The sequence below is a fragment of the Boseongicola sp. genome (assembly GCA_014075275.1).
In the GTDB taxonomy this organism is placed as follows: domain Bacteria; phylum Pseudomonadota; class Alphaproteobacteria; order Rhodobacterales; family Rhodobacteraceae.
Map to the genome: position 1 here is coordinate 342,044 of CP046179.1, position 18,864 is coordinate 360,907.

General features: G+C 53.3%; 16 protein-coding genes and 1 pseudogene. 14 read left to right on the forward strand and 3 right to left on the reverse strand.

Annotation, left to right across the window (positions count from 1 at the left end):
* Nucleotides 1-11: 11 nt before the first annotated feature.
* On the forward strand, nucleotides 12-902 hold the full coding sequence (locus tag GKR98_01830) for an alpha/beta fold hydrolase (protein QMU57048.1): 891 nt from the start codon (nucleotides 12-14) through the stop codon (nucleotides 900-902).
* Here GKR98_01830 and GKR98_01835 read toward each other — a convergent pair.
* Both GKR98_01835 and GKR98_01840 read right to left on the reverse strand, forming a co-directional pair.
* A pseudogene (locus GKR98_01835) lies at nucleotides 884-2,278 on the reverse strand (ImmA/IrrE family metallo-endopeptidase). The gene GKR98_01830 and the pseudogene GKR98_01835 sit on opposite strands and share 19 nt — an antisense overlap.
* A gap of 62 nt (nucleotides 2,279-2,340) precedes the next feature.
* Nucleotides 2,341-3,558: a Bcr/CflA family efflux MFS transporter gene (locus GKR98_01840; protein ID QMU57049.1), complete on the reverse strand. Its 1,218-nt coding sequence runs from the start codon at nucleotides 3,556-3,558 to the stop codon at nucleotides 2,341-2,343.
* A gap of 176 nt (nucleotides 3,559-3,734) precedes the next feature.
* On the opposite strand from GKR98_01840, the gene GKR98_01845 reads away from it, so the two are divergent.
* The 5 genes from GKR98_01845 (at nucleotide 3,735) to GKR98_01865 (ending at nucleotide 10,287) form a co-directional block, all read left to right on the forward strand.
* The gene (locus GKR98_01845; GenBank protein ID QMU57050.1) at nucleotides 3,735-5,267 is read left to right on the forward strand and encodes a methylmalonyl-CoA carboxyltransferase; all 1,533 of its coding nucleotides are present in this window, start codon (nucleotides 3,735-3,737) and stop codon (nucleotides 5,265-5,267) included.
* 424 nt (nucleotides 5,268-5,691) lie between these two features.
* A complete protein-coding gene (locus tag GKR98_01850; GenBank protein QMU57051.1) occupies nucleotides 5,692-6,051 on the forward strand; it encodes a hypothetical protein in 360 nt (119 codons plus the stop codon).
* Between the two features lie 331 nt (nucleotides 6,052-6,382).
* A complete protein-coding gene (locus tag GKR98_01855) occupies nucleotides 6,383-6,577 on the forward strand; it encodes a hypothetical protein (GenBank protein QMU57052.1) in 195 nt (64 codons plus the stop codon).
* 105 nt (nucleotides 6,578-6,682) lie between these two features.
* Nucleotides 6,683-8,752 (forward strand): acetyl-CoA carboxylase biotin carboxylase subunit, encoded by a 2,070-nt coding sequence (locus tag GKR98_01860; protein ID QMU57053.1) that lies wholly within the window; start codon nucleotides 6,683-6,685, stop codon nucleotides 8,750-8,752.
* Complete coding sequence (locus GKR98_01865; GenBank protein QMU57054.1) at nucleotides 8,749-10,287, forward strand: hypothetical protein; 1,539 nt, start codon at nucleotides 8,749-8,751, stop codon at nucleotides 10,285-10,287. Before GKR98_01860 ends, GKR98_01865 begins: the two co-directional genes overlap by 4 nt.
* 10 nt (nucleotides 10,288-10,297) lie before the next feature.
* Here the strand turns inward: GKR98_01865 and GKR98_01870 are convergent, their stop codons facing one another.
* The gene (locus GKR98_01870; protein ID QMU57055.1) at nucleotides 10,298-10,750 is read right to left on the reverse strand and encodes a DUF4174 domain-containing protein; all 453 of its coding nucleotides are present in this window, start codon (nucleotides 10,748-10,750) and stop codon (nucleotides 10,298-10,300) included.
* Nucleotides 10,751-10,894: 144 nt separating this feature from the next.
* Here GKR98_01870 and scpA point away from each other — a divergent pair, with 144 nt between their 5' ends.
* The 8 genes from scpA (at nucleotide 10,895) to GKR98_01910 (ending at nucleotide 18,840) form a co-directional block, all read left to right on the forward strand.
* Nucleotides 10,895-13,015 (forward strand): methylmalonyl-CoA mutase, encoded by a 2,121-nt coding sequence (gene scpA, locus GKR98_01875; protein ID QMU57056.1) that lies wholly within the window; start codon nucleotides 10,895-10,897, stop codon nucleotides 13,013-13,015.
* Nucleotides 13,016-13,134: 119 nt separating this feature from the next.
* Nucleotides 13,135-13,509: a hypothetical protein gene (locus GKR98_01880; GenBank protein ID QMU57057.1), complete on the forward strand. Its 375-nt coding sequence runs from the start codon at nucleotides 13,135-13,137 to the stop codon at nucleotides 13,507-13,509.
* 68 nt (nucleotides 13,510-13,577) lie between these two features.
* Nucleotides 13,578-14,204 (forward strand): VOC family protein, encoded by a 627-nt coding sequence (locus tag GKR98_01885; GenBank protein QMU57058.1) that lies wholly within the window; start codon nucleotides 13,578-13,580, stop codon nucleotides 14,202-14,204.
* Entirely contained in the window at nucleotides 14,201-14,710 is a 510-nt protein-coding gene (locus GKR98_01890; GenBank protein ID QMU57059.1) for a GNAT family N-acetyltransferase, read from the forward strand. The genes GKR98_01885 and GKR98_01890 overlap by 4 nt, the downstream gene beginning before the upstream one ends.
* 10 nt (nucleotides 14,711-14,720) lie before the next feature.
* The gene (locus GKR98_01895; protein QMU57060.1) at nucleotides 14,721-15,401 is read left to right on the forward strand and encodes a DnaJ domain-containing protein; all 681 of its coding nucleotides are present in this window, start codon (nucleotides 14,721-14,723) and stop codon (nucleotides 15,399-15,401) included.
* Nucleotides 15,401-16,396, forward strand: coding sequence for an endonuclease (locus GKR98_01900; protein ID QMU57061.1), 996 nt, complete (start codon nucleotides 15,401-15,403; stop codon nucleotides 16,394-16,396). Before GKR98_01895 ends, GKR98_01900 begins: the two co-directional genes overlap by 1 nt.
* 75 nt (nucleotides 16,397-16,471) lie before the next feature.
* Nucleotides 16,472-18,016, forward strand: a complete 1,545-nt coding sequence (locus tag GKR98_01905; protein ID QMU57062.1) for an exopolyphosphatase — start codon at nucleotides 16,472-16,474, stop codon at nucleotides 18,014-18,016.
* A 299-nt stretch (nucleotides 18,017-18,315) separates the two neighbouring features.
* Complete coding sequence (locus GKR98_01910; GenBank protein QMU57063.1) at nucleotides 18,316-18,840, forward strand: hypothetical protein; 525 nt, start codon at nucleotides 18,316-18,318, stop codon at nucleotides 18,838-18,840.
* Nucleotides 18,841-18,864: the final 24 nt, after the last annotated feature.

The window sequence follows — 18,864 nt, forward strand, 5'->3', positions numbered from 1 at the left end:
GATTGCGGGTTATGACGGTCATTTGGCAGTGTGATCGCGTATTGTCAACGCAAGGCCGATCAAGCCAGCTAAGACGCGGTTTGGTTGCATCACCCGAGCGATGCGTTAGCGTGGCCAAAATCGATACGGAGGCGCAAGTGGCCGAGCAATTTCATCAGACGGGCACTCATCAGATTGCCTATAATCTTACGGTTGGATCAGGTCCTGGAATTGTATTTCTGGGTGGTTTTCGGTCTGATAAGGAAGGCACAAAGGCCATCCATCTTGAGGATTGGGCGAAAGAGCAGGGCAGAGCATTTCTGCGATTTGACTATTCCGGGCACGGTAACTCCTCTGGCGAATTTCTGGACGGATCAATCGGCCAATGGGCGACGGATGCCATGTCAGCCATCGAAGTACTGACCGAGGGTCCGCAAATCCTTGTCGGATCGTCAATGGGAGGGTGGATATCGCTTTTGGTCGCACGGGCAGTTTCGGAAAAGGTTGCCGGGTTGGTGACAATTGCGGCGGCGCCGGATTTCACCGAAGACAGCATGTGGGCCAGTTTCGGCGACGAACAGCGGCAAACCCTGCTTGCCGACGGTCAGGTTGAGTTGCCGTCTGACTACTCCGATGAACCTTATATTATCACACGCCGATTGATCGACGACGGACGCAAACAGTTGGTTCTGCGCGATCCTTTGCAACTGCTGTTTCCTGTTCGGTTTTTACAGGGCACTGCAGACACCGATGTAGAAATGCCTGTTGCCTTGCGATTGTTAAATCACGTTGAGGGAGCGGATTTGAGACTAACATTGGTGAAGGGAGCTGATCACCGTTTTTCCGATCCCGATTGTCTTCAGTTGATTGTGGATGCACTGGAAGAGGTTATTCAGCGCGCGGATCAGTCGGCAACCTTGTAGGGCAAGACGCCGCGCTGGTTATGATCTATAGTCAGCGAATGTTCTAAAGGCGGAACTGCACGTTGATGGCAGTGCCGACGCTCGCAAATTCGGCACGATATGCCAATAGGATCAAACGCGGCCGCATCTGACAGATCCAATCCATCAGCGTAAACCAGATTTGCAGCATGGCTGATTTCGCACCCCAGTCCGATGGCATAGCGTCGGACCGGCGCGCGCCATGCACCGCCACCCTGACTGACGTCACGCGCAAGGCAAAGGTAACGCACCCCATCCGGAGTTTCCGCCAGTTGCCTCAAAAACTGACCGGGAGTTTCAAATACGCTGTGAACATTCCACAAAGGACATCCGCCTCCATATCGCGCAAATTGCAGTCGCGTTGCAGAGTGACGTTTGGTGATTGTGCCTGCCTGATCGACCCGTACAAAGAAGAATGGGATGCCCTTTGCCCCGGACCGTTGAAGGGTTGAAAGCCGATGTGCAACTTGCTCGAGCGAAGCTCCGAATTGTCGCGAAAGCTTTTCGAGATCATGTCAGGTATCCAGCGCCGCATCAATAAAAGTGCCGTAGGGCATCTGTGCGGCACCAGCAAAATAGTTAGCCAGGCCGACCTTTGCGATGGCGCGTGCGTCATTGCTGTGAAAGCGAGCCAGATCCAGTGTGGCCTCCAAGAGATCTTCGTGCGCAAGTAGGGCGATTTGGTGCAAGGCTTGAAATCGTCGAGTTGAAGATGGCGCAGCGGCCGACAAGAAAAGAATCTTACGGTTGGCATCAAAACTTCGGACCGCGCTTGGGTCCTTGGAGTCCCTGGTCGAGACCCCCAAGTCTTCTAAGGCCGTCGATATGGCGGCATCAGAGTCATTCGCCCCAGCGAAGTTTTCGGCGGCCTTGTCGACAGCATCAATATAGTTGTCGCAGTAATGGAAGAAATCCCTGACTTCTTCCCACGGCGAGGGGGCAGGTTGTCCATTTCCGCTGTCCAGAACTTCGTCCAAAGATGCAAGTCTTTCAGTTGCATGGCGATAGGTCTGGTGCATCTTTAGAAATGCCTTAGCCAACGACGGGGCGTTTGAGGCGACCAGCCTCAGATCGACAATTGGCGTTGAAGTGTCTTGGAAAACCGGATCCGCAAGGGCCTCACGCAGATCGCTGACCATCCGTTCACTGTCGCCGACGGCCAGCTCACTGACATCAAACCCGAATTCCTGAACAAGGGCTAAAATGACGGTGGAGCTGATCGGCCTTTGGTTATTTTCCATCTGGTTGGCATAGGGAAGGCTGACGCCCAGCCGTGCGGCAAAGGCTTTCTGTGTGAGGTTCTGACGTGACCGGATCTCGCGCAGTTTTGCGCCCGCATAGAGTTTCTGATTGCCCATGGTGCCTCGGCAGTTTGCAAGTTTGCAAACATCGTGGCTTGAATTGGCAAATCAGGCAAGTCCTACTGGGATTGCAGTGTCTTTTCGCGGCGTATGACATAAATTATTGCGACAAGCGCCAGAAGCATCGTTACTGTCATGATGATGAGCAGCGGCATACTTCCTCCGCCCAACTTCATCGCGAAACCGGCCAGCACCGACATGGCAGCACCGCCGCCGATCATGAGCGACCCACCAAGGCCTGACGCCGTCCCAGCAAGATGAGGCCGAACGGATAGCATGCCGGCGCTGGAGTTCGGGATGACCATTCCATTCCCAAGCCCGACAAATGTACAAAAGGCAAAGAACATGAGCGCCGAGTCGTATCCCATCGCAACCAGTAAAATCGCGACAGCCAATCCGGCCGCAGAAACCAGAATGCCGGTTTTTATCATCCAATTTATGCCGAACTGGACGGAATACCGTCCCGATAACCCATTCCCCACGACATAGCCTATGGCCGGTGCTCCGAACCCAACTCCAGCCCAGACGGCGGAAAGCCCATAAACGTCAGATGCAATCAGAGGAGCGCCACCGAGAAATGCAAAAAATGCACCGCTGGCGAAGGCAGCGGCCAGTGCATACCCCCAAAACCGCGGTGATGTCAGCAATTCAGGGTAATCTTTGATCTGCTCGCCTAGTGTTTTGCCTTCGCCCTGCCAAGTTTCGCCCAGATCATAGTGACAGAGTACAAATACACCCAAACCCGCGACCGAAAGTGCCAAGAAAATAGCTTGCCAGTTAAATGCTTCGTCCAGTGCCCCGCCAAGAATGGGAGCAACCATTGGGATTAGTGCCATACCCATTGTCACATAGCCGATCATAGACGCCGCCTCTTCTTGCGGGACCATATCGCGGACGATTGCCCGGGATATTACCAGCCCGGCGGCGACTACTGCCTGGAGCATCCTAAAGAATAGAAAAGCCTCGATGTTTGGCGCGACCATGCATCCAAGCGATGCGACGGTGAAAATTCCCACTGCAACCACGGATATTGAGCGCCTTCCGAATCTGTCGCTCAGCGGACCGAAAATCAACTGAAGAACAGCTACCATCGCCAGATAGAGCGACACCGAAAGTTGCATGATCCCATAGTCGGTGTCGAAGTAGGCCGTCATGCTGGGCAATGAAGGAAGAAAAGCGCTCATACTCATAGCGCCAAGTCCAGACAGTAGAACAAGCGTAAGTATATGGGGCGGTGTGGTGCGGTCCATGAAGCGGACCTTCAGGTGTCGGGACATCAAGCAGACCTACGCCCGCTCTGCTAGACTGTCCACTAAGGGACATTGCGATTTTCAAGAATTAGCAACTTCGCAATTTTACGGAGTTATGGTTCGCAAAATTTGCAAATTTGCTGAATATTGCTATGATTTTGATGCTGCGCAAGATATCTCCGGCGAAAGTTGTGGAGGCCTTGATGACAGACATTCTAGCAGAACTGGAAAGCCGCCGTGCTGCGGCGCGCGCTGGCGGTGGGAAAAAACGCGTCGAGGCCCAGCATGCCAAGGGAAAGTTGACAGCCCGTGAACGTGTCGAACTTCTTTTGGATCAGGGTTCGTTTGAAGAATTCGATATGTTTGTCACCCATCGGGCCACAGATTTCGGCATGGATGAATCCAAGCCTGCTGGTGATGGGGTTGTTACAGGTTGGGGCACAATTAATGGCCGAATGGTCTATGTTTTCAGCCAGGATTTCACGGTTTTCGGAGGATCGTTGAGCGAAACTCATGCAAAGAAGATTTGCAAAATCATGGACATGGCGATGCAAAACGGTGCGCCTGTCATTGGTTTGAATGATTCCGGCGGCGCGCGCATCCAAGAGGGCGTCGCCTCTTTGGCGGGTTATGCTGAAGTTTTTCAGCGCAACATCATGGCCTCTGGAGTGATCCCACAAATCAGTGTGATCATGGGGCCATGCGCGGGCGGCGCAGTTTATTCACCTGCCATGACCGACTTCATCTTCATGGTCAAAGACAGTTCTTACATGTTCGTAACCGGGCCGGACGTCGTAAAAACTGTGACGAACGAGGTCGTAACGGCAGAAGAACTGGGTGGTGCCAGCACTCACACAAAGAAAAGTTCGGTCGCTGACGGTGCATTTTCTGATGATGTGGAAGCCTTGGCCGAGGTTCGGCGATTGGTTGATTTCCTTCCGCTTTCAAACCGGGAAAAACCACCGGTTCGGCCGTCGTTCGACGAGGCAACCCGAATTGAAGAAAGCCTTGATACCTTGGTTCCGAAAAACCCGAACCAGCCCTACGACATGAAAGAACTCATCCACAAGATTGCTGACGAGGGCGATTTCTATGAAATCCAAGAAGATTTTGCCGCAAACATTATCACAGGGTTTGTCCGGATCGATGGATCAACCGTTGGAGTTGTCGCCAACCAACCGATGGTTTTGGCGGGTGTTTTGGATATCGATTCCAGTCGCAAGGCGGCGCGGTTTGTCCGTTTCTGTGATGCCTTCGAAATACCGATTCTAACTTTGGTGGATGTGCCCGGATTTTTGCCTGGTACAAGTCAGGAATATGGTGGTGTCATTAAGCATGGCGCGAAGCTGCTGTTCGCCTACGGCGAAGCGACGGTGCCAAAAGTCACAGTCATCACGCGCAAGGCGTATGGCGGGGCGTATGATGTTATGTCCTCAAAGCATCTACGCGGCGATTTTAACTATGCTTGGCCAACGGCTCAGATAGCCGTGATGGGTGCTAAGGGTGCCACCGAAATATTGTATCGCGCCGAATTGGGTGACCCAGAGAAGATTGCGGCGCGGACGGAAGATTATGAGGCCAAGTTCGCTAACCCGTTTCGTGCTGCCGAACGCGGATTCATCGACGAAGTCATCATGCCTCATTCTACACGACGGCGCGTTGCGCGCGCCTTTGCTTCCCTTCACTCAAAGAAGCTAAGCAACCCGTGGAAGAAACACGACAACATCCCGCTATGATGATGCAGCATAGTCACACACAGCCCAGAACCTGCGGAATGTGGCCCGAAAGCCTAAATCTTTCGCCGAATAACGGTATTGAGCGGATATCGGGCGCATGTGGGCTTGTCCTTGACGGGACAAGTGTGCAAACGTCGCGATCAGTATCAGCCCAAAAAGCTGCTGCGGACAAAATACACTCGGGCTGGGCTATGAAGGCAGCCCCTAGTAATCTAAGGAGGCAGTTATGTCGACCACAATTAAAACGCTTCTGGCCCTGGGCCTGTTCACAATCGTCACTGCTTGCGCACAGCAAGAAGAAGTTGTCGTTGTTGAAGAGCCGGTCATGGAAGAACCGACAATGGACAAGATGTAATACATCTTTTTTGCCGGGCGCTGATTGCGCCCGGCAAATACAGCTTGCTACCGATACAGAGGTGGCATCGTGCTGAAATACAAGGGCTTTCCCGGCCGACTTCCAGGGACCGATTCTCAATTCACAATTAGACGAGCCAATCCCCGCGGTGTAACCCGGATGGTTCAACGCGAGCGTCATGCGGATCGTCGGCCAGCCGATCGTCGGGCTGATGCGGGTTTCATGGCCTGCCTTTGGGACTATTTTGGTGACGAGCCATTCGAACGCGGAAACCTCGATGCGGGACGTCTAAGTTGGCTGTTTGGGCGAGAAGTCGTTCCGGCAGAGGACCCATTCGATCCCGAAAGTTACACGGCACTGCTTGTCATTGATGAAGCACAGGCGCGGGCATCGTTTCCAGAAGCCTTTGATGGAAGCATAGTGGCATGATTTTGCCGACCGGATACGTAATTTGGCGGCGCACTGCCAGTTTTAGTCGTCCTATCGGTGCTGTCTTTGTAGCCCTGTTGACTCGTCATACTGTTTTTTTGCAGGCACATCCCTTCACAAAGACTGGTGTCTGCAAACGTCACTACTGTTACCCTTCCCCCTTAAGGCGGCTTGGCCCGGATCGTCGGGCCAGGCCGCTGTTTTTGCATTCGATTGAGCGAGCTATCGCCGAAAATTGGCTTGAAGCACGCGAAAAGATTGCAAAATTTGGCTGCCATGTGATGCAAGGTGCCAGGGGGTGTGCAAAATTCCCTGAGAGAGGCGAAGATACATGCGAAATAAACCATATTGGTTGCTGGTTGCAGCAGCGTTCGGATTGGTGGCCTGTAATCAAGGCAGCGATCTTGAAAGGGCTATCGTCGGTGCCGCAATTGGCTGCGCGGCTGGCGAAGTTTTTGAGGAAGGCGAATGCATCTCGGGTGCCGCCGTCGGCGCTGCAGCTGGTGCGCTTGCTAACGACATCTGATCGGCTAGAGCCGCAAGGCATTAACAACACTTTAGACCGTCCGGTTTTGCGACCGGACGGTTGTTTTTTGCGCATTTGGGTGCAGTCGGGAATAGGGGAAGCCTGATGTTCAAGAAGATACTGATTGCCAACCGTGGTGAAATCGCATGTCGGGTCATCAAAACAGCCAAGAAAATGGGCATCGAAACCGTTGCTGTCTACTCAGACGCTGATGAAGAGGCCCTGCACGTACGAATGGCTGATGAGGCTGTTCACATTGGACCACCGCCCGCCAACCAATCCTATATCGTTATCGATAAGGTCATGGAGGCGATAAAACAGACTGGGGCCGAGGCTGTTCATCCCGGCTATGGATTTCTGTCCGAGAACCCGAAATTCGCTGAAGCTCTTGAGGCCGCTGGTGTTGCCTTCATAGGCCCACCGAAAGGTGCCATCGAGTCTATGGGAGACAAGATAACCTCGAAAAAGATCGCTCAGGAAGCCGGTGTGTCGACCGTGCCGGGTTACATGGGATTGATCGTCGACGCCGACGAAGCAGTAAAGATCAGCAACCAAGTTGGCTATCCTGTGATGATCAAAGCAAGCGCTGGCGGCGGCGGCAAAGGCATGCGGATCGCCTGGAACGATGACGAAGCGCGCGAGGGTTTTCAAAGTTCTAAGAATGAAGCCGCGAATAGCTTTGGCGACGACAGGATTTTCATCGAGAAGTTTGTAACTCAACCGCGTCACATCGAAATTCAGGTGTTGGCGGACGCGCACGGTAACACGTTGTATTTGAACGAGCGCGAGTGCTCGATTCAACGTCGGAACCAAAAAGTCGTGGAAGAAGCGCCCTCGCCTTTCTTGGATGAGGCAACACGCGCAGCAATGGGCAAGCAAGCGTGCGATTTGGCTGCTGCCGTGGGTTATACCAGTGCGGGCACGGTTGAATTCATCGTCGATGGCGAGAAAAACTTCTACTTTCTGGAAATGAATACGCGCTTGCAGGTCGAACATCCGGTGACAGAGCTGATCACCGGGATCGATCTGGTCGAGCAGATGATCCGGGTGGCCGCCGGAGAGAAATTAGAGTTTGATCAAGACGACATCGGCATCAACGGCTGGGCAATCGAAAATCGACTTTATGCCGAAGATCCCTATCGTGGTTTCCTGCCGTCAATCGGGCGCCTGACGCGATACCGTCCACCTGTCGAAATTTCCGAGGATACGCGCGCCGTTCGCAACGATACAGGCGTGTTCGAGGGCGGCGAGATCAGTATGTTCTACGATCCGATGATCGCCAAGCTTTGCACTTGGGCCCCAACCCGAGAGCAAGCTATCGAAGAAATGCGCGGCGCATTAGACAAGTTTGAAATTGAGGGAATTGGTCACAATTTGCCGTTTCTGGCGGCGGTTATGGACCACCCGAAATTTGTTTCCGGTGACATGACGACTGCATTCATCGAAGAAGAGTATCCAGATGGTTTTGAGGGCGTCAAACTTTCCGATAAAGAGTTGCGCGAAATTGCCGAGGCGGTGGCGGCAATGCAGTTCGTATCGGATCGCCGGGACGCTTGTATTAGCGGACAAATGTCAGAACGAAGAGCTGACTTGAACTTCTCTTATGTCGTTGACCTGGGTTCTGCAGAGTTCACATTTTGCGTGGTCATCGAACCTGATGAGTTTAACTTTGTTGATCCAGACCCTGAGACACCGGAAGCAATCACAATATGGGATGACAAGACGCCTATTGATGTAAATTTGGGCTGGAAACCCGGTGCAAGCCTCGCACGCGTCCACGAAGAGAACCGAACCGAAGGTCAACTCGAGTTTTTTGGAGACACGAAGCTGATCCTGAAGGTTGACAAATTATCGCGCGGTTACCGCATTCGCTACCGTGGCGCCGACATGGATGTTAAGGTGCAGAGCCCGCGGCAGGCGCATCTTTTCGCAAGGATGCCCGAAAAAACCCCGCCAGATACTTCCAAGTTGTTGCTGTGCCCTATGCCAGGTCTAATTGTCGGTCTGGCCGTTTCAGAAGGGCAGCAGGTTCAACAGGGACAGGCGCTTTGTACGGTCGAGGCGATGAAAATGGAAAACATATTGCGGGCCGAAAAAACGGGCGTTGTTGCCAAGGTCAACGTGTCGATTGGCGACAGTCTGCAAGTTGACGAAGTCATCATGGAATTTGAGTGACAGAGCAAATCGACAAGAATTATTCCAGCGGAACTGCTTGGGCAGGCGCCATTGGTGCGTTGATTGCCTTTGCAACACTCAATGCGTTCGCGATGGCACGCGCAGGCGGTGGATATGAGTATCCGCTAGATGATGTTTATATTCATCTTGCTGTCGCCGAGCAGATTGCCGCTGGCCACTATGGGGTGAATTCATCTGAGTTCGCGTCTGCGGCTTCTTCGCCACTTTATCCACTGTTGTTAACTCCTTTTGCGGGAAGTGAACTTCAGCGATTACTACCGTTGATCTACAACCTGATATCAGTGGCCGCAGCGGGGACGTTATTTGGGGCATTGGTCGCCAGAGCCGGGATAGGTGCGATTGGAGTAGCATTCGCCGCATTGGCACCGTTGGCGTTCAATATGTATGTGTCGGCCTATACAGGCATGGAAAACATGGCGCATGGTGTGGCCAGCCTGATGATCGTGTTTGGACTGTGGCTGTGGGTGGAAGATCGCCGGATGACCTGGTGGTTGATACTGGGCATTTTCCTTTCCCCTGCCTTGCGCCCTGAAGGTCTGGCCTTGTCGATGGCCGCAGCTGGGGTTGTGATGATTACGGGTGCGCCGCGCGTAGGTATTGCTTTGATGGGTCTCGGGATTGCCCCGCTGGCAGCATTTTCGAGTTTTTTAGTTTCGATGGGGTTGGGACCAATCCCCAACTCTGTGACGGCAAAGTTGGCCGAGGGCGCTGTGGGAAATCAGGGTGTTATTGGCAAGCTCGTTGCAAACCTTGGTACCTACGGCGGAAATCTGTTGGGTTGGGCGACGCTTGCTGTGGCACTGGCTGCCCTTGTTGCAGCCTTGCGGTCGACTGACCGGGCACTGTTCGGATTTGCAATAGCCGCGTCGAGTCTGGCACATTTGATGCTGGCATCCATCGGGTGGATGGATCGGTACGAGATTTACATTTTGATTTCGCTAATGGCGACGCTGCCGTTGCTGTTAATGGGGCTGTCCCGCTCATTGCAGATTGCCGCCCTTGGACTGGCTCTTGCGGCAGGTATCGCAACCTACTTGCCCCACACAATCGTTCGACACAGCTGGAACATCGCCGCCATGCAGCTACAGCAAAAAGAGATGGGTCGTCTGGCCAAGCAGTCAGACATTGGAAATATTGCCGTGAATGATCTGGGTCACGTCACATGGCAAAACCCAAATTACGTGCTGGACCTATGGGGGCTTGCCTCGGCCGAGGCATTGGAGACGCGTTTGTCAGAACAGGCACCAGACGGTTGGGCAAGGGATCTGACAGACGACAAGGATGTCTCTTTGATCATGATTTACGACCGCTGGTTTGAAAATGCCGTTTCGCCAGAATGGACACGGCTTGGAACCCTTACAACGGATGTGCCTTTAGCGTTCATTGGCGACTACGAAGTTGCCTTTTATGCATCGAGCTCAGCAGATGTGCCCAAGTTGACGAGTGCGATCATGGATTGGCAGCAAAACTTACCCGAACGTGCTTCGTTCGAATTTTCGGGTGAAGTCAAATGAAAGCTGTTGCCTATTCCGCCTGCTCGCGTCGTTCGCGAATTTCCTGCTTTCTGAGCGGTATCTTGTCGATGGAACGTGACAGCTCACGAACGCTCCATGGAACCGGCTTGCGCAGTTTCACACCGCCGTCCTTGCCAATGACTGTTAGCATGAATCCGCGCGGGCGGAGTTTCTTGCGCAATGCACTGGGTTCGGATCGTGTTGTATCGGTGATTAAGACAACGTCCCTCTCAGCCAGTTCATCGATGCGTTCTTGGAGCAATGTAAGCTGGCGGTCGTACGCAGGATCAGCGTCTGTATCAGCAAAGACGATAACGGCACGGGCAAGCCACATGAAATCGTCGAGATCAATGTCTTCTGCTTCCAAAATGATCGTTCGGTCAGCTTTCCAAGCCTCGACAGGGGACAGGTCCGTGACCGAACCATCCGCCGCCGATGCTGCAACAGGTGCAAGAAAAGCCATAGTAGCAAAGATATATCTCAGTTCTGGGCGCAATATTCGTCCTCCATCTGAATGGAATATATGCCGTTTTTCCGGAAATCTAAGGGTATTGATGCTTGGTCACAGAGTTTTCAGCAAAACCAAGTGCATTAAGGAGAGTTTTCAATGAGCGATTGGAAGTCACTCGCTGAAAAAGAACTTCGCGGACGCGGAGTTTCAGACATTGAATGGGAAACACTTGAAGGTATTCGGGTGAAGCCGCACTACTCAGAGGACGATTTGGCCGGATTGGGCCATATGGGGTCTACTCCGGGCTATGCACCGTTCACTCGTGGGGTGAAGGCAACCATGTATGCCGGTCGTCCTTGGACGATCCGGCAATACGCCGGGTTCTCTACGGCCGAAGAATCAAACGCCTTTTACCGCCGAAATCTGGCTGCCGGGCAGCAGGGCGTCAGTGTCGCGTTCGATCTGGCGACACATCGCGGATATGACAGCGATCACCCGCGTGTTGTTGGAGATGTCGGTAAAGCCGGTGTCGCAATAGACAGTGTCGAGGACATGAAAATCCTCTTCGATGGCATTCCGTTGGAACAAGTCACGGTTTCCATGACTATGAACGGTGCTGTCATTCCAATTTTGGCAAGTTTCATTGTCGCTGGAGAAGAGCAGGGCCACGACAAGTCGTTGCTTGCAGGGACCATTCAGAATGATATTTTGAAAGAGTTCATGGTGCGCAACACCTATGTTTACCCACCTGAACCCTCGATGCGGATTGTCGCAGATATCATCGAATACACATCCGAATCTATGCCGAAATTTAACTCGATCTCGATTTCCGGCTACCACATGCAAGAGGCTGGCGCGAACCTGGTGCAGGAGCTTGCTTTCACTTTAGCGGACGGTCGTGAATACGTGCGGACTGCCATTGCTCGGGGAATGGATGTCGACAAGTTTGCAGGCCGGTTAAGCTTTTTCTTTGCCATCGGAATGAATTTCTTCATGGAAGCGGCCAAATTGCGGGCCGCTCGGTTGCTGTGGTCGCGGATCATGGAAGAATTCGAGCCGAAGAACCCTCGATCCAGCATGTTGCGAACTCATTGTCAGACCAGCGGTGTGTCGTTGCAAGAGCAGGACCCGTACAACAATGTCGTGCGAACTGCTTATGAGGCGATGAGCGCGGTTTTGGGTGGAACCCAGTCGCTGCATACGAACGCTTTGGACGAAGCAATAGCATTGCCAACGGATTTCTCGGCGCGAATTGCGCGAAACACGCAGCTTATTCTGCAAGAAGAAACCGGGATCACCAATGTCGTGGATCCACTTGCTGGCTCCTACTACGTCGAATCTTTGACCGCTGATCTCGCAGAAAAAGCCTGGGCTTTGATTGAGGAAGTCGAGGAACTGGGTGGAATGACCAAAGCAGTCGCGTCGGGCATGCCCAAATTGCAGATTGAAGAGAGCGCGGCGCGGCGGCAAGCGATGATTGATCGCGGTGAAGAAGTGATTGTCGGCGTCAATAAATACCGCAAGGACAAAGAAGACCCAATCGACATCCTTGATGTGGACAACGTCAAGGTTCGCGAGGCTCAGGTTGAGCGGTTGGAACAAATCCGTTCAACACGTGACCAAGCGTCATGCGAAACGGCGCTTCGCAATTTGGAGCAGACCACAAGCAAGGGTGGCAATCTTCTTGCCGCAGCCGTCGAGGCAGCGCGTGCGCGCGCCACTGTAGGAGAAATTTCAATGGCAATGGAAAAGGTATTCGGACGGCACCGCGCCGAAGTCAAAACATTGGCGGGAGTCTACGGGGCGGCATACGAAGGTGACGAGGGTTTTGCCGCTATTCAAAAAGACGTTGAGCACTTCGCCGAAGAAGAAGGCCGCCGTCCGCGAATGCTGGTCGTAAAGATGGGCCAAGATGGCCACGACAGGGGTGCCAAAGTAATTGCGACTGCTTTTGCTGACATCGGTTTTGACGTTGATGTCGGTCCGCTGTTTCAAACGCCGGAGGAAGCGGCACAAGACGCGGTTGATAACGACGTTCACGTAATTGGTATTTCTTCGCAAGCTGCGGGGCACAAAACACTTGCTCCAAAACTGATCGAAGCACTGGCCGAACAAGATGCCAGCGATATTCTTGTGATATGTGGGGGTGTAATTCCGCAGCAAGATTACGAATTCCTGAAATCTGCAGGTGTGAAGGCGATATTTGGTCCTGGAACGAACATTCCTTCCGCGGCGGCAGATATCATGTCACTGATCCGCGAGATGCGAGCATCTTGATTGGAAAACGTAAATCGCTTGCTGGCGTGGCGCTTGGCGCCGTTTGGTCCATTGCCGTGGTATGGGTTGGAGCAAACGTAATTGAGCCTCCCGTTTTTACACTTGTTCCCGCACTAGCAATGTCTCTTGCTACGCCGGGACTGACTTTGGTGTTATTTTTTGTGGTGGCAGCAATACGAAACTTTGTCCGGAAAGCTGATAACTCTGATTCTGAACCGGCGTCAGATTATCGGACAATGCCCGAGGCTCAGGCTGGTTTTGTCTTGCTGGTTGCCGTGGTTTCGGCGCTTAGCCTTTGGCCTGCATCCGCTTACATAGCGCCTGGTGATGGTTTGGGCGCGGTTATTGCCATGAGCGTGGCATTTCCGATAGCCGCATTGATTTTCTTGTTGGGTGCCAAATACCGTGCTGGTTTTGCGGCATTTGGGCAAACGGCAATGCTGATGCCAAGTCTGTTGTCGTTGATTTGGTCCGTGGCGGTTTGGGTGACGTAGCGCCCCTGGACAGTTTGTTGTCCAATTTTCCCTTGAAACGGCACCCCACTTGACGCCATCAACACGGCATGAGGTTTTCACTCGCCCTCGATCATATCGTTGTTGTTGCTAGGACGCTTGAAGAAGGCGTGACCTATGTCGAAGCCGTACTTGGTGCTGAACTGTCGTCAGGTGGATATCATCCTAAAATGGGCACGCACAACAGGTTGCTGTCTCTCGGGCCAGGCGTCTATCTGGAAGTCATTGCCGTCGATCCTGACGTTCCACGGCCGGCGCATCGGCGGTGGTTTAACCTTGATCAGTACAGCGGCCCGCCGCGCATTATGAACTGGGTTTGCAATACCGATGACTTGGATCTGGCACTTGATGAAGCTCCGCCTGGCAGCGGCACGCCGATGCTGTTGAACAGAGCCGACATGGAGTGGCACATGGCCGTGACCGAATTTGGCCGATTGCCGTTTGAAGACGCCAGCCCCGCCCTGATGTCATGGGGCGACAGTCCGCGCCCTTCTGACCGGTTGCTGGATCACGGATTCAGACTAACCCGTTTGGATGTATTCCATCCCGCGGCTGATGATCTGCTAGAAGCCTTTCCGTCATTGTATGGTTTGGACCGTGTAGATGTTCGCGAAGGGCCCGAGAAACGACTGATTGCAACGATCTCAACCCCTTTAGGTAATCGGGTATTGGCATGATTATTAGGCCCTCACGGGTCGGCGACGCGGACGCGGTTGGAGAAATCATCAATTTGATTGTTCGCGATACCACCATCTCATTTCGAACGCAGGAACTAACCGACAAGGAAATCCTGGAACGAATTTCTGGCTCGGCCTGCATGTTTGTAGCGGAAGACCAAGGAAGCGTCGTTGGATATGCGTCCTATGACCAATTTCGTCGGGGTGCCGGTTATAATCAGACGATGGAACATTCGATAGCCGTATTGCCAAGGGCGCGCGGGCAGGGGATTGGCCCAGCTTTGATGCAGAAGATTGAGGATCATGCACGAGACGCAGGAATTGCGTCAATGTGGGCCGGGGTAAGCGGTGAGAACGCCGAAGGTGTGACGTTTCATACACGCTTGGGGTATGAGTTCGTGGCAGTTCTGCCGAGTGTTGGATTCAAGTTTGGGCGGTGGATTGATTTGACGCTCTTGCGAAAGTGGTTGCTGCCCGAGGGTGACGCGCCAGAACAAGCCGACTAGACTGCCCGACATGTCGATCTGGTCAAGAATTGCAGATGCCGTTGCGGCCCTACGTGCAGGCGAAAGTCTGGCGGAGATTTTTGAGCGCTTGCGTACGCCGCCTGAACGATCGATCGCATTCACAATTGCCGTGATTGCTCTTGGCGCGAAGATGGCGAAGGCCGATGGTCTGGTCACCCGCGATGAAGTCACCGCATTTCGCGAAGTTTTTCATATTCCACGCGAGGAAGAGCAAAACGCGGCGCGATTATTCAACTATGCGCGTCAGGATGTGGCCGGCTTTGAAGAATACGCAACGACGATTGCGCAGATGTTTGACAGCCAAAGCGCAATGCTTTGTGATTTGATGGAAGGCTTATTTCATATCGCAGTTGCCGATGGCGACTATCACCCCAACGAAGACGTCTTTCTGGAGCGTGTTGCCGAGATTTTTGGAATACCAGACAGACAGTTTCGCGCGTTGCGCGCACGGTTCGTGCCGGACGTTGAACCTGACCCTTATGACGTTCTTGGCGTTGATTCGGGCGCGCCCCAAGACGACGTTCGGGCTGCTTGGCGGCAGCTTGTCCGCGACAGCCACCCGGATCGAATGATTGCAAGGGGCTTGCCTGAAGAGGCCGTCAAGATGGCCGAAAAGCGGTTAGTGGCGGTAAATCGTGCTTGGGAGATCATCAATGAGGGTCGCGCCTGATGCGCCTAGCGACCTATAACGTCGAGTGGTTTAGCAATCTGTTCGATGATCGGGGTCGTTTACTGGAAGATCGCGCATGGTCGGGCCGTCACGATGTGCGCCGTCATCAACAGTTGGAAGCACTGGGAATAGTCTTCAATGCTCTTGATGCAGATGCTGTCATGATCATCGAAGCGCCGGACAGTCACCGTCGTCGGGACGGTGTTGCCGCGTTGGAGAACTTTGCCAAGACTATGGGGTTGCGGGCGGACAATGCCGTGATGGGATTCGTCAATCAAACACAGCAAGAAATCGCATTTTTATATGATCCTGATGAGCTTGATGTTCGGCATGACCCGCAAGGCGCTCCCCGATTTGATGGCACGTATCACATCGATCTGGACGTGGATTCTGCGCCTGAGAAAGTGCGCTGGTCCAAGCCGCCGTTGGAACTGGCGGTCACAACGAAAGCGGGAAACCAACTTCGCCTGCTCGGTGTACATGCAAAGTCAAAAGCTCCGCACGGTGCTCGGAAACCGTCCGAGGTTATGCGTATTGGGATCGAAAACCGCCGCAAGCAACTGGCTCAGTGTATCTGGCTAAGGGAACGCGTCGAAGATCATTTGGACGCAGAGGAGGCCTTGGTGGTCATGGGAGATTTTAACGACGGCCCGGGGCTTGATGAGTATGAAGAATTGTTTGGCCGTTCGGGTGTTGAAATAGTGATTGGCGAAGACGGCGACGCACAGATGTTTGATCCGCACGCTGATGCCGTTATTCGTCGTCCTTTAGGTTATATGCCGGCAAGCGCTCGGTTCTGGATGGCGAGCCAGAAACGGTGGATGCAGACGCTTTTGGATTATGTGATGGTGTCACCCGACTTGCGTGATCTGGCGTCTGCCTGGCGTATTTGGCATCCATTTGACGACCCGATTTGCTATGAAACGCCCGAGTTGCGCGAAGCGCTGCTGACGGCGTCGGACCATTTCCCGGTAAGTGTTGAATTGGATGTGTGACCTCGTAACTCGTTGACCTGATTTGACTTGCAGGGCAGTGTTTTGGCGAACGAATAAGCCCCTGGGGGGACAGATATGGACGGTGGCGCGGATGCAGCGGCCGAGGATTGGGGACCTTTTGGTCGCCCGTTGTTCGAAGACCCAAGTGCTCGTGCGTTAAGCCGAGTTGGGGTGGTCGATGTTGGGTCAAACTCGGTTCGAATGGTTGTGTTTGATGGTGCAGCCCGAAGTCCCGCATACTTTTTCAACGAGAAAGTTATGGCTGGCCTGGGCGCAGGTATGGCTGCTACAGGCCAGTTGAACCCGGAAGGCCGGGTTCGGGCTTTGGACGCGCTAAAACGGTTTCAGTTTCTGGCTGATGGAATGGGAATTCCGCCTCTGACTGCCGTCGCCACCGCGGCAGTAAGAGAGGCCGAGGACGGGCAGGACTTTTGCGACGAGGTATTGCGACAGACGGGGCTGAAACTTTGGGTCGTTGATGGTGAAGAAGAGGCCCGGCTGTCTGCTCAAGGTGTTTTACTGGGATGGCCCGGTGCCTATGGATTGATTTGCGATATTGGTGGCTCGTCCATGGAGTTGGCCGAACTACGTGATGGCCGTGTTGGAAAGCGCATCAGCACTAAACTTGGCCCGCAGCGGTTGATGACGGTCAAGGGTGGGAAAAAAGGGCTTCTGCATCACATCAAGACCGAGGTCAGGGCCTTGGCCGAGACTATGGGTGCGCAACCTGACCGCTTGTTCCTGGTTGGTGGGTCTTGGCGGGCCGTGGCGCGGCTGGATATGGATCGGCGAAATTATCCGCTGGCGGTTTTGCACGAGTACCGGATGTCACGGAAGTCGGTATTGGCGACAGTCGACTATATCGCCGACAATGACCTGCAAGAGTTGCGTCAGCGCAATGGTCTGAGCGATAGCCGAATGTCGTTGGTGCCCCATGCTTCGTTAGTTCTGCGCGAGCTGGTCAAGACGTTTAAGCCCTATGATATTGCTGTCTCCAGCTACGGTATTCGCGAGGGCATGCTTTATGAACAGATGCCACAGCGCCTTCGTGATCGCGATCCCTTGATCGAGGCCTGCCGGTTTTCCGAAGCAAAGGACGCGCGCATTCCGGGATTTGGTAAGCGTCTGTATGAGTTTGTTCTGCCCTTGTTCGGGTCACGGGGCACGGCGCCTAAGCGTCTGATCAAAGCTGCATGTCTATTGCACGATGTTACCTGGCGAGCGCACCCCGACTATCGGCACGAGGTCTGTTTTGAGATGGTGACGCGCGCCAACCTTGGAGGAATGACCCACGGTGAGCGCGTGTTCCTGGGGGTTGCTTTGCTGCATCGCTATAAAAATTCGCGCGACAGCTCTCGATTCGAAGAGCTGTTTAACTTGATCCCCGAGAAAGACCTCAAACAGGCAGAGATATTGGGCAAGGCAATGCGGTTTGGTGCGATGCTGACGGCGTCGAAAGACGACACCATGGGTGAATTGAAATACTACCCCAAGAAGGGGCGTCTTGAGGTTAGGTTCGCCAAGGGGACCAGATTGCTATTTGGCGAAGTCGCTGAAGCACGATTGAACTCGTTGGCATCGGCACTGGAAGTTTCGGACGTTGAGGTGAAGGGCAACTGATCCGATTGTGTGATTCCCCGCTCTTTTTTTGAAAGATTTGGAAATCTGCGCGTGAGGACGCGTGAGAAAATTGCGAAAGATAATCACAGGCTGTTTTTGTGGCGTCATAGTTTCGATGGCGCATTTGCGGGACTTCTGAGATTGGCTAAAACCCAACCAATTGAAAAATCAACATTTAATCGTTACAATTGGTCACAGGCGTGTCAGAAATTATTCCCACTTTCACGTCATTAACCGTGTTTTGCCCATCACGGATCCTCGGTCTAGCCAAGATGCATCGAAACCGAGGAGATGTATCCATGTTTAAGACACTTATTTCCGCTGTAGCCCTAAGCGTAGTGGCTGGCACAGCGTTTGCTGACAATTACACGATTACCGTCACCAACAATCTGGACGAAGAGCTTTTGGCACCCATCCTTGTCACGGATGCTGGAAACGATGCGCATATATTTGATGGTGCTTACGTAACTGCCGAGGCGGAAGAGCAGATCTTGACGGGCGATCCAAAGATGCTGGCCGAGCGCATTGGTGGCGACATGGTTGCCGTTGGTCACGGCATGGATGGACCTCCGGGAGTTCTGTTGGCACCTGGCAAGTCAGTAACGCTTAACTTCAAAACCGATGCGACCGCTTTGCGCGTTATTGCGATGGTCGCACCTACAATGGTGGCTGACCACTATGTGTCCAATGTTGTCGATGTTCATGCTCAAGAAAAGGTCGCTTTTGACCTGAACCGTTTTGATATCGGTCACGACGAGGGAACGAAAATGAACATGGCTGTTGGGTCAGGTGCAGCAAGTGTGACCATTGAACGGGCAATGTAAGAAGGTCTAAACAAGCAAAAGGGC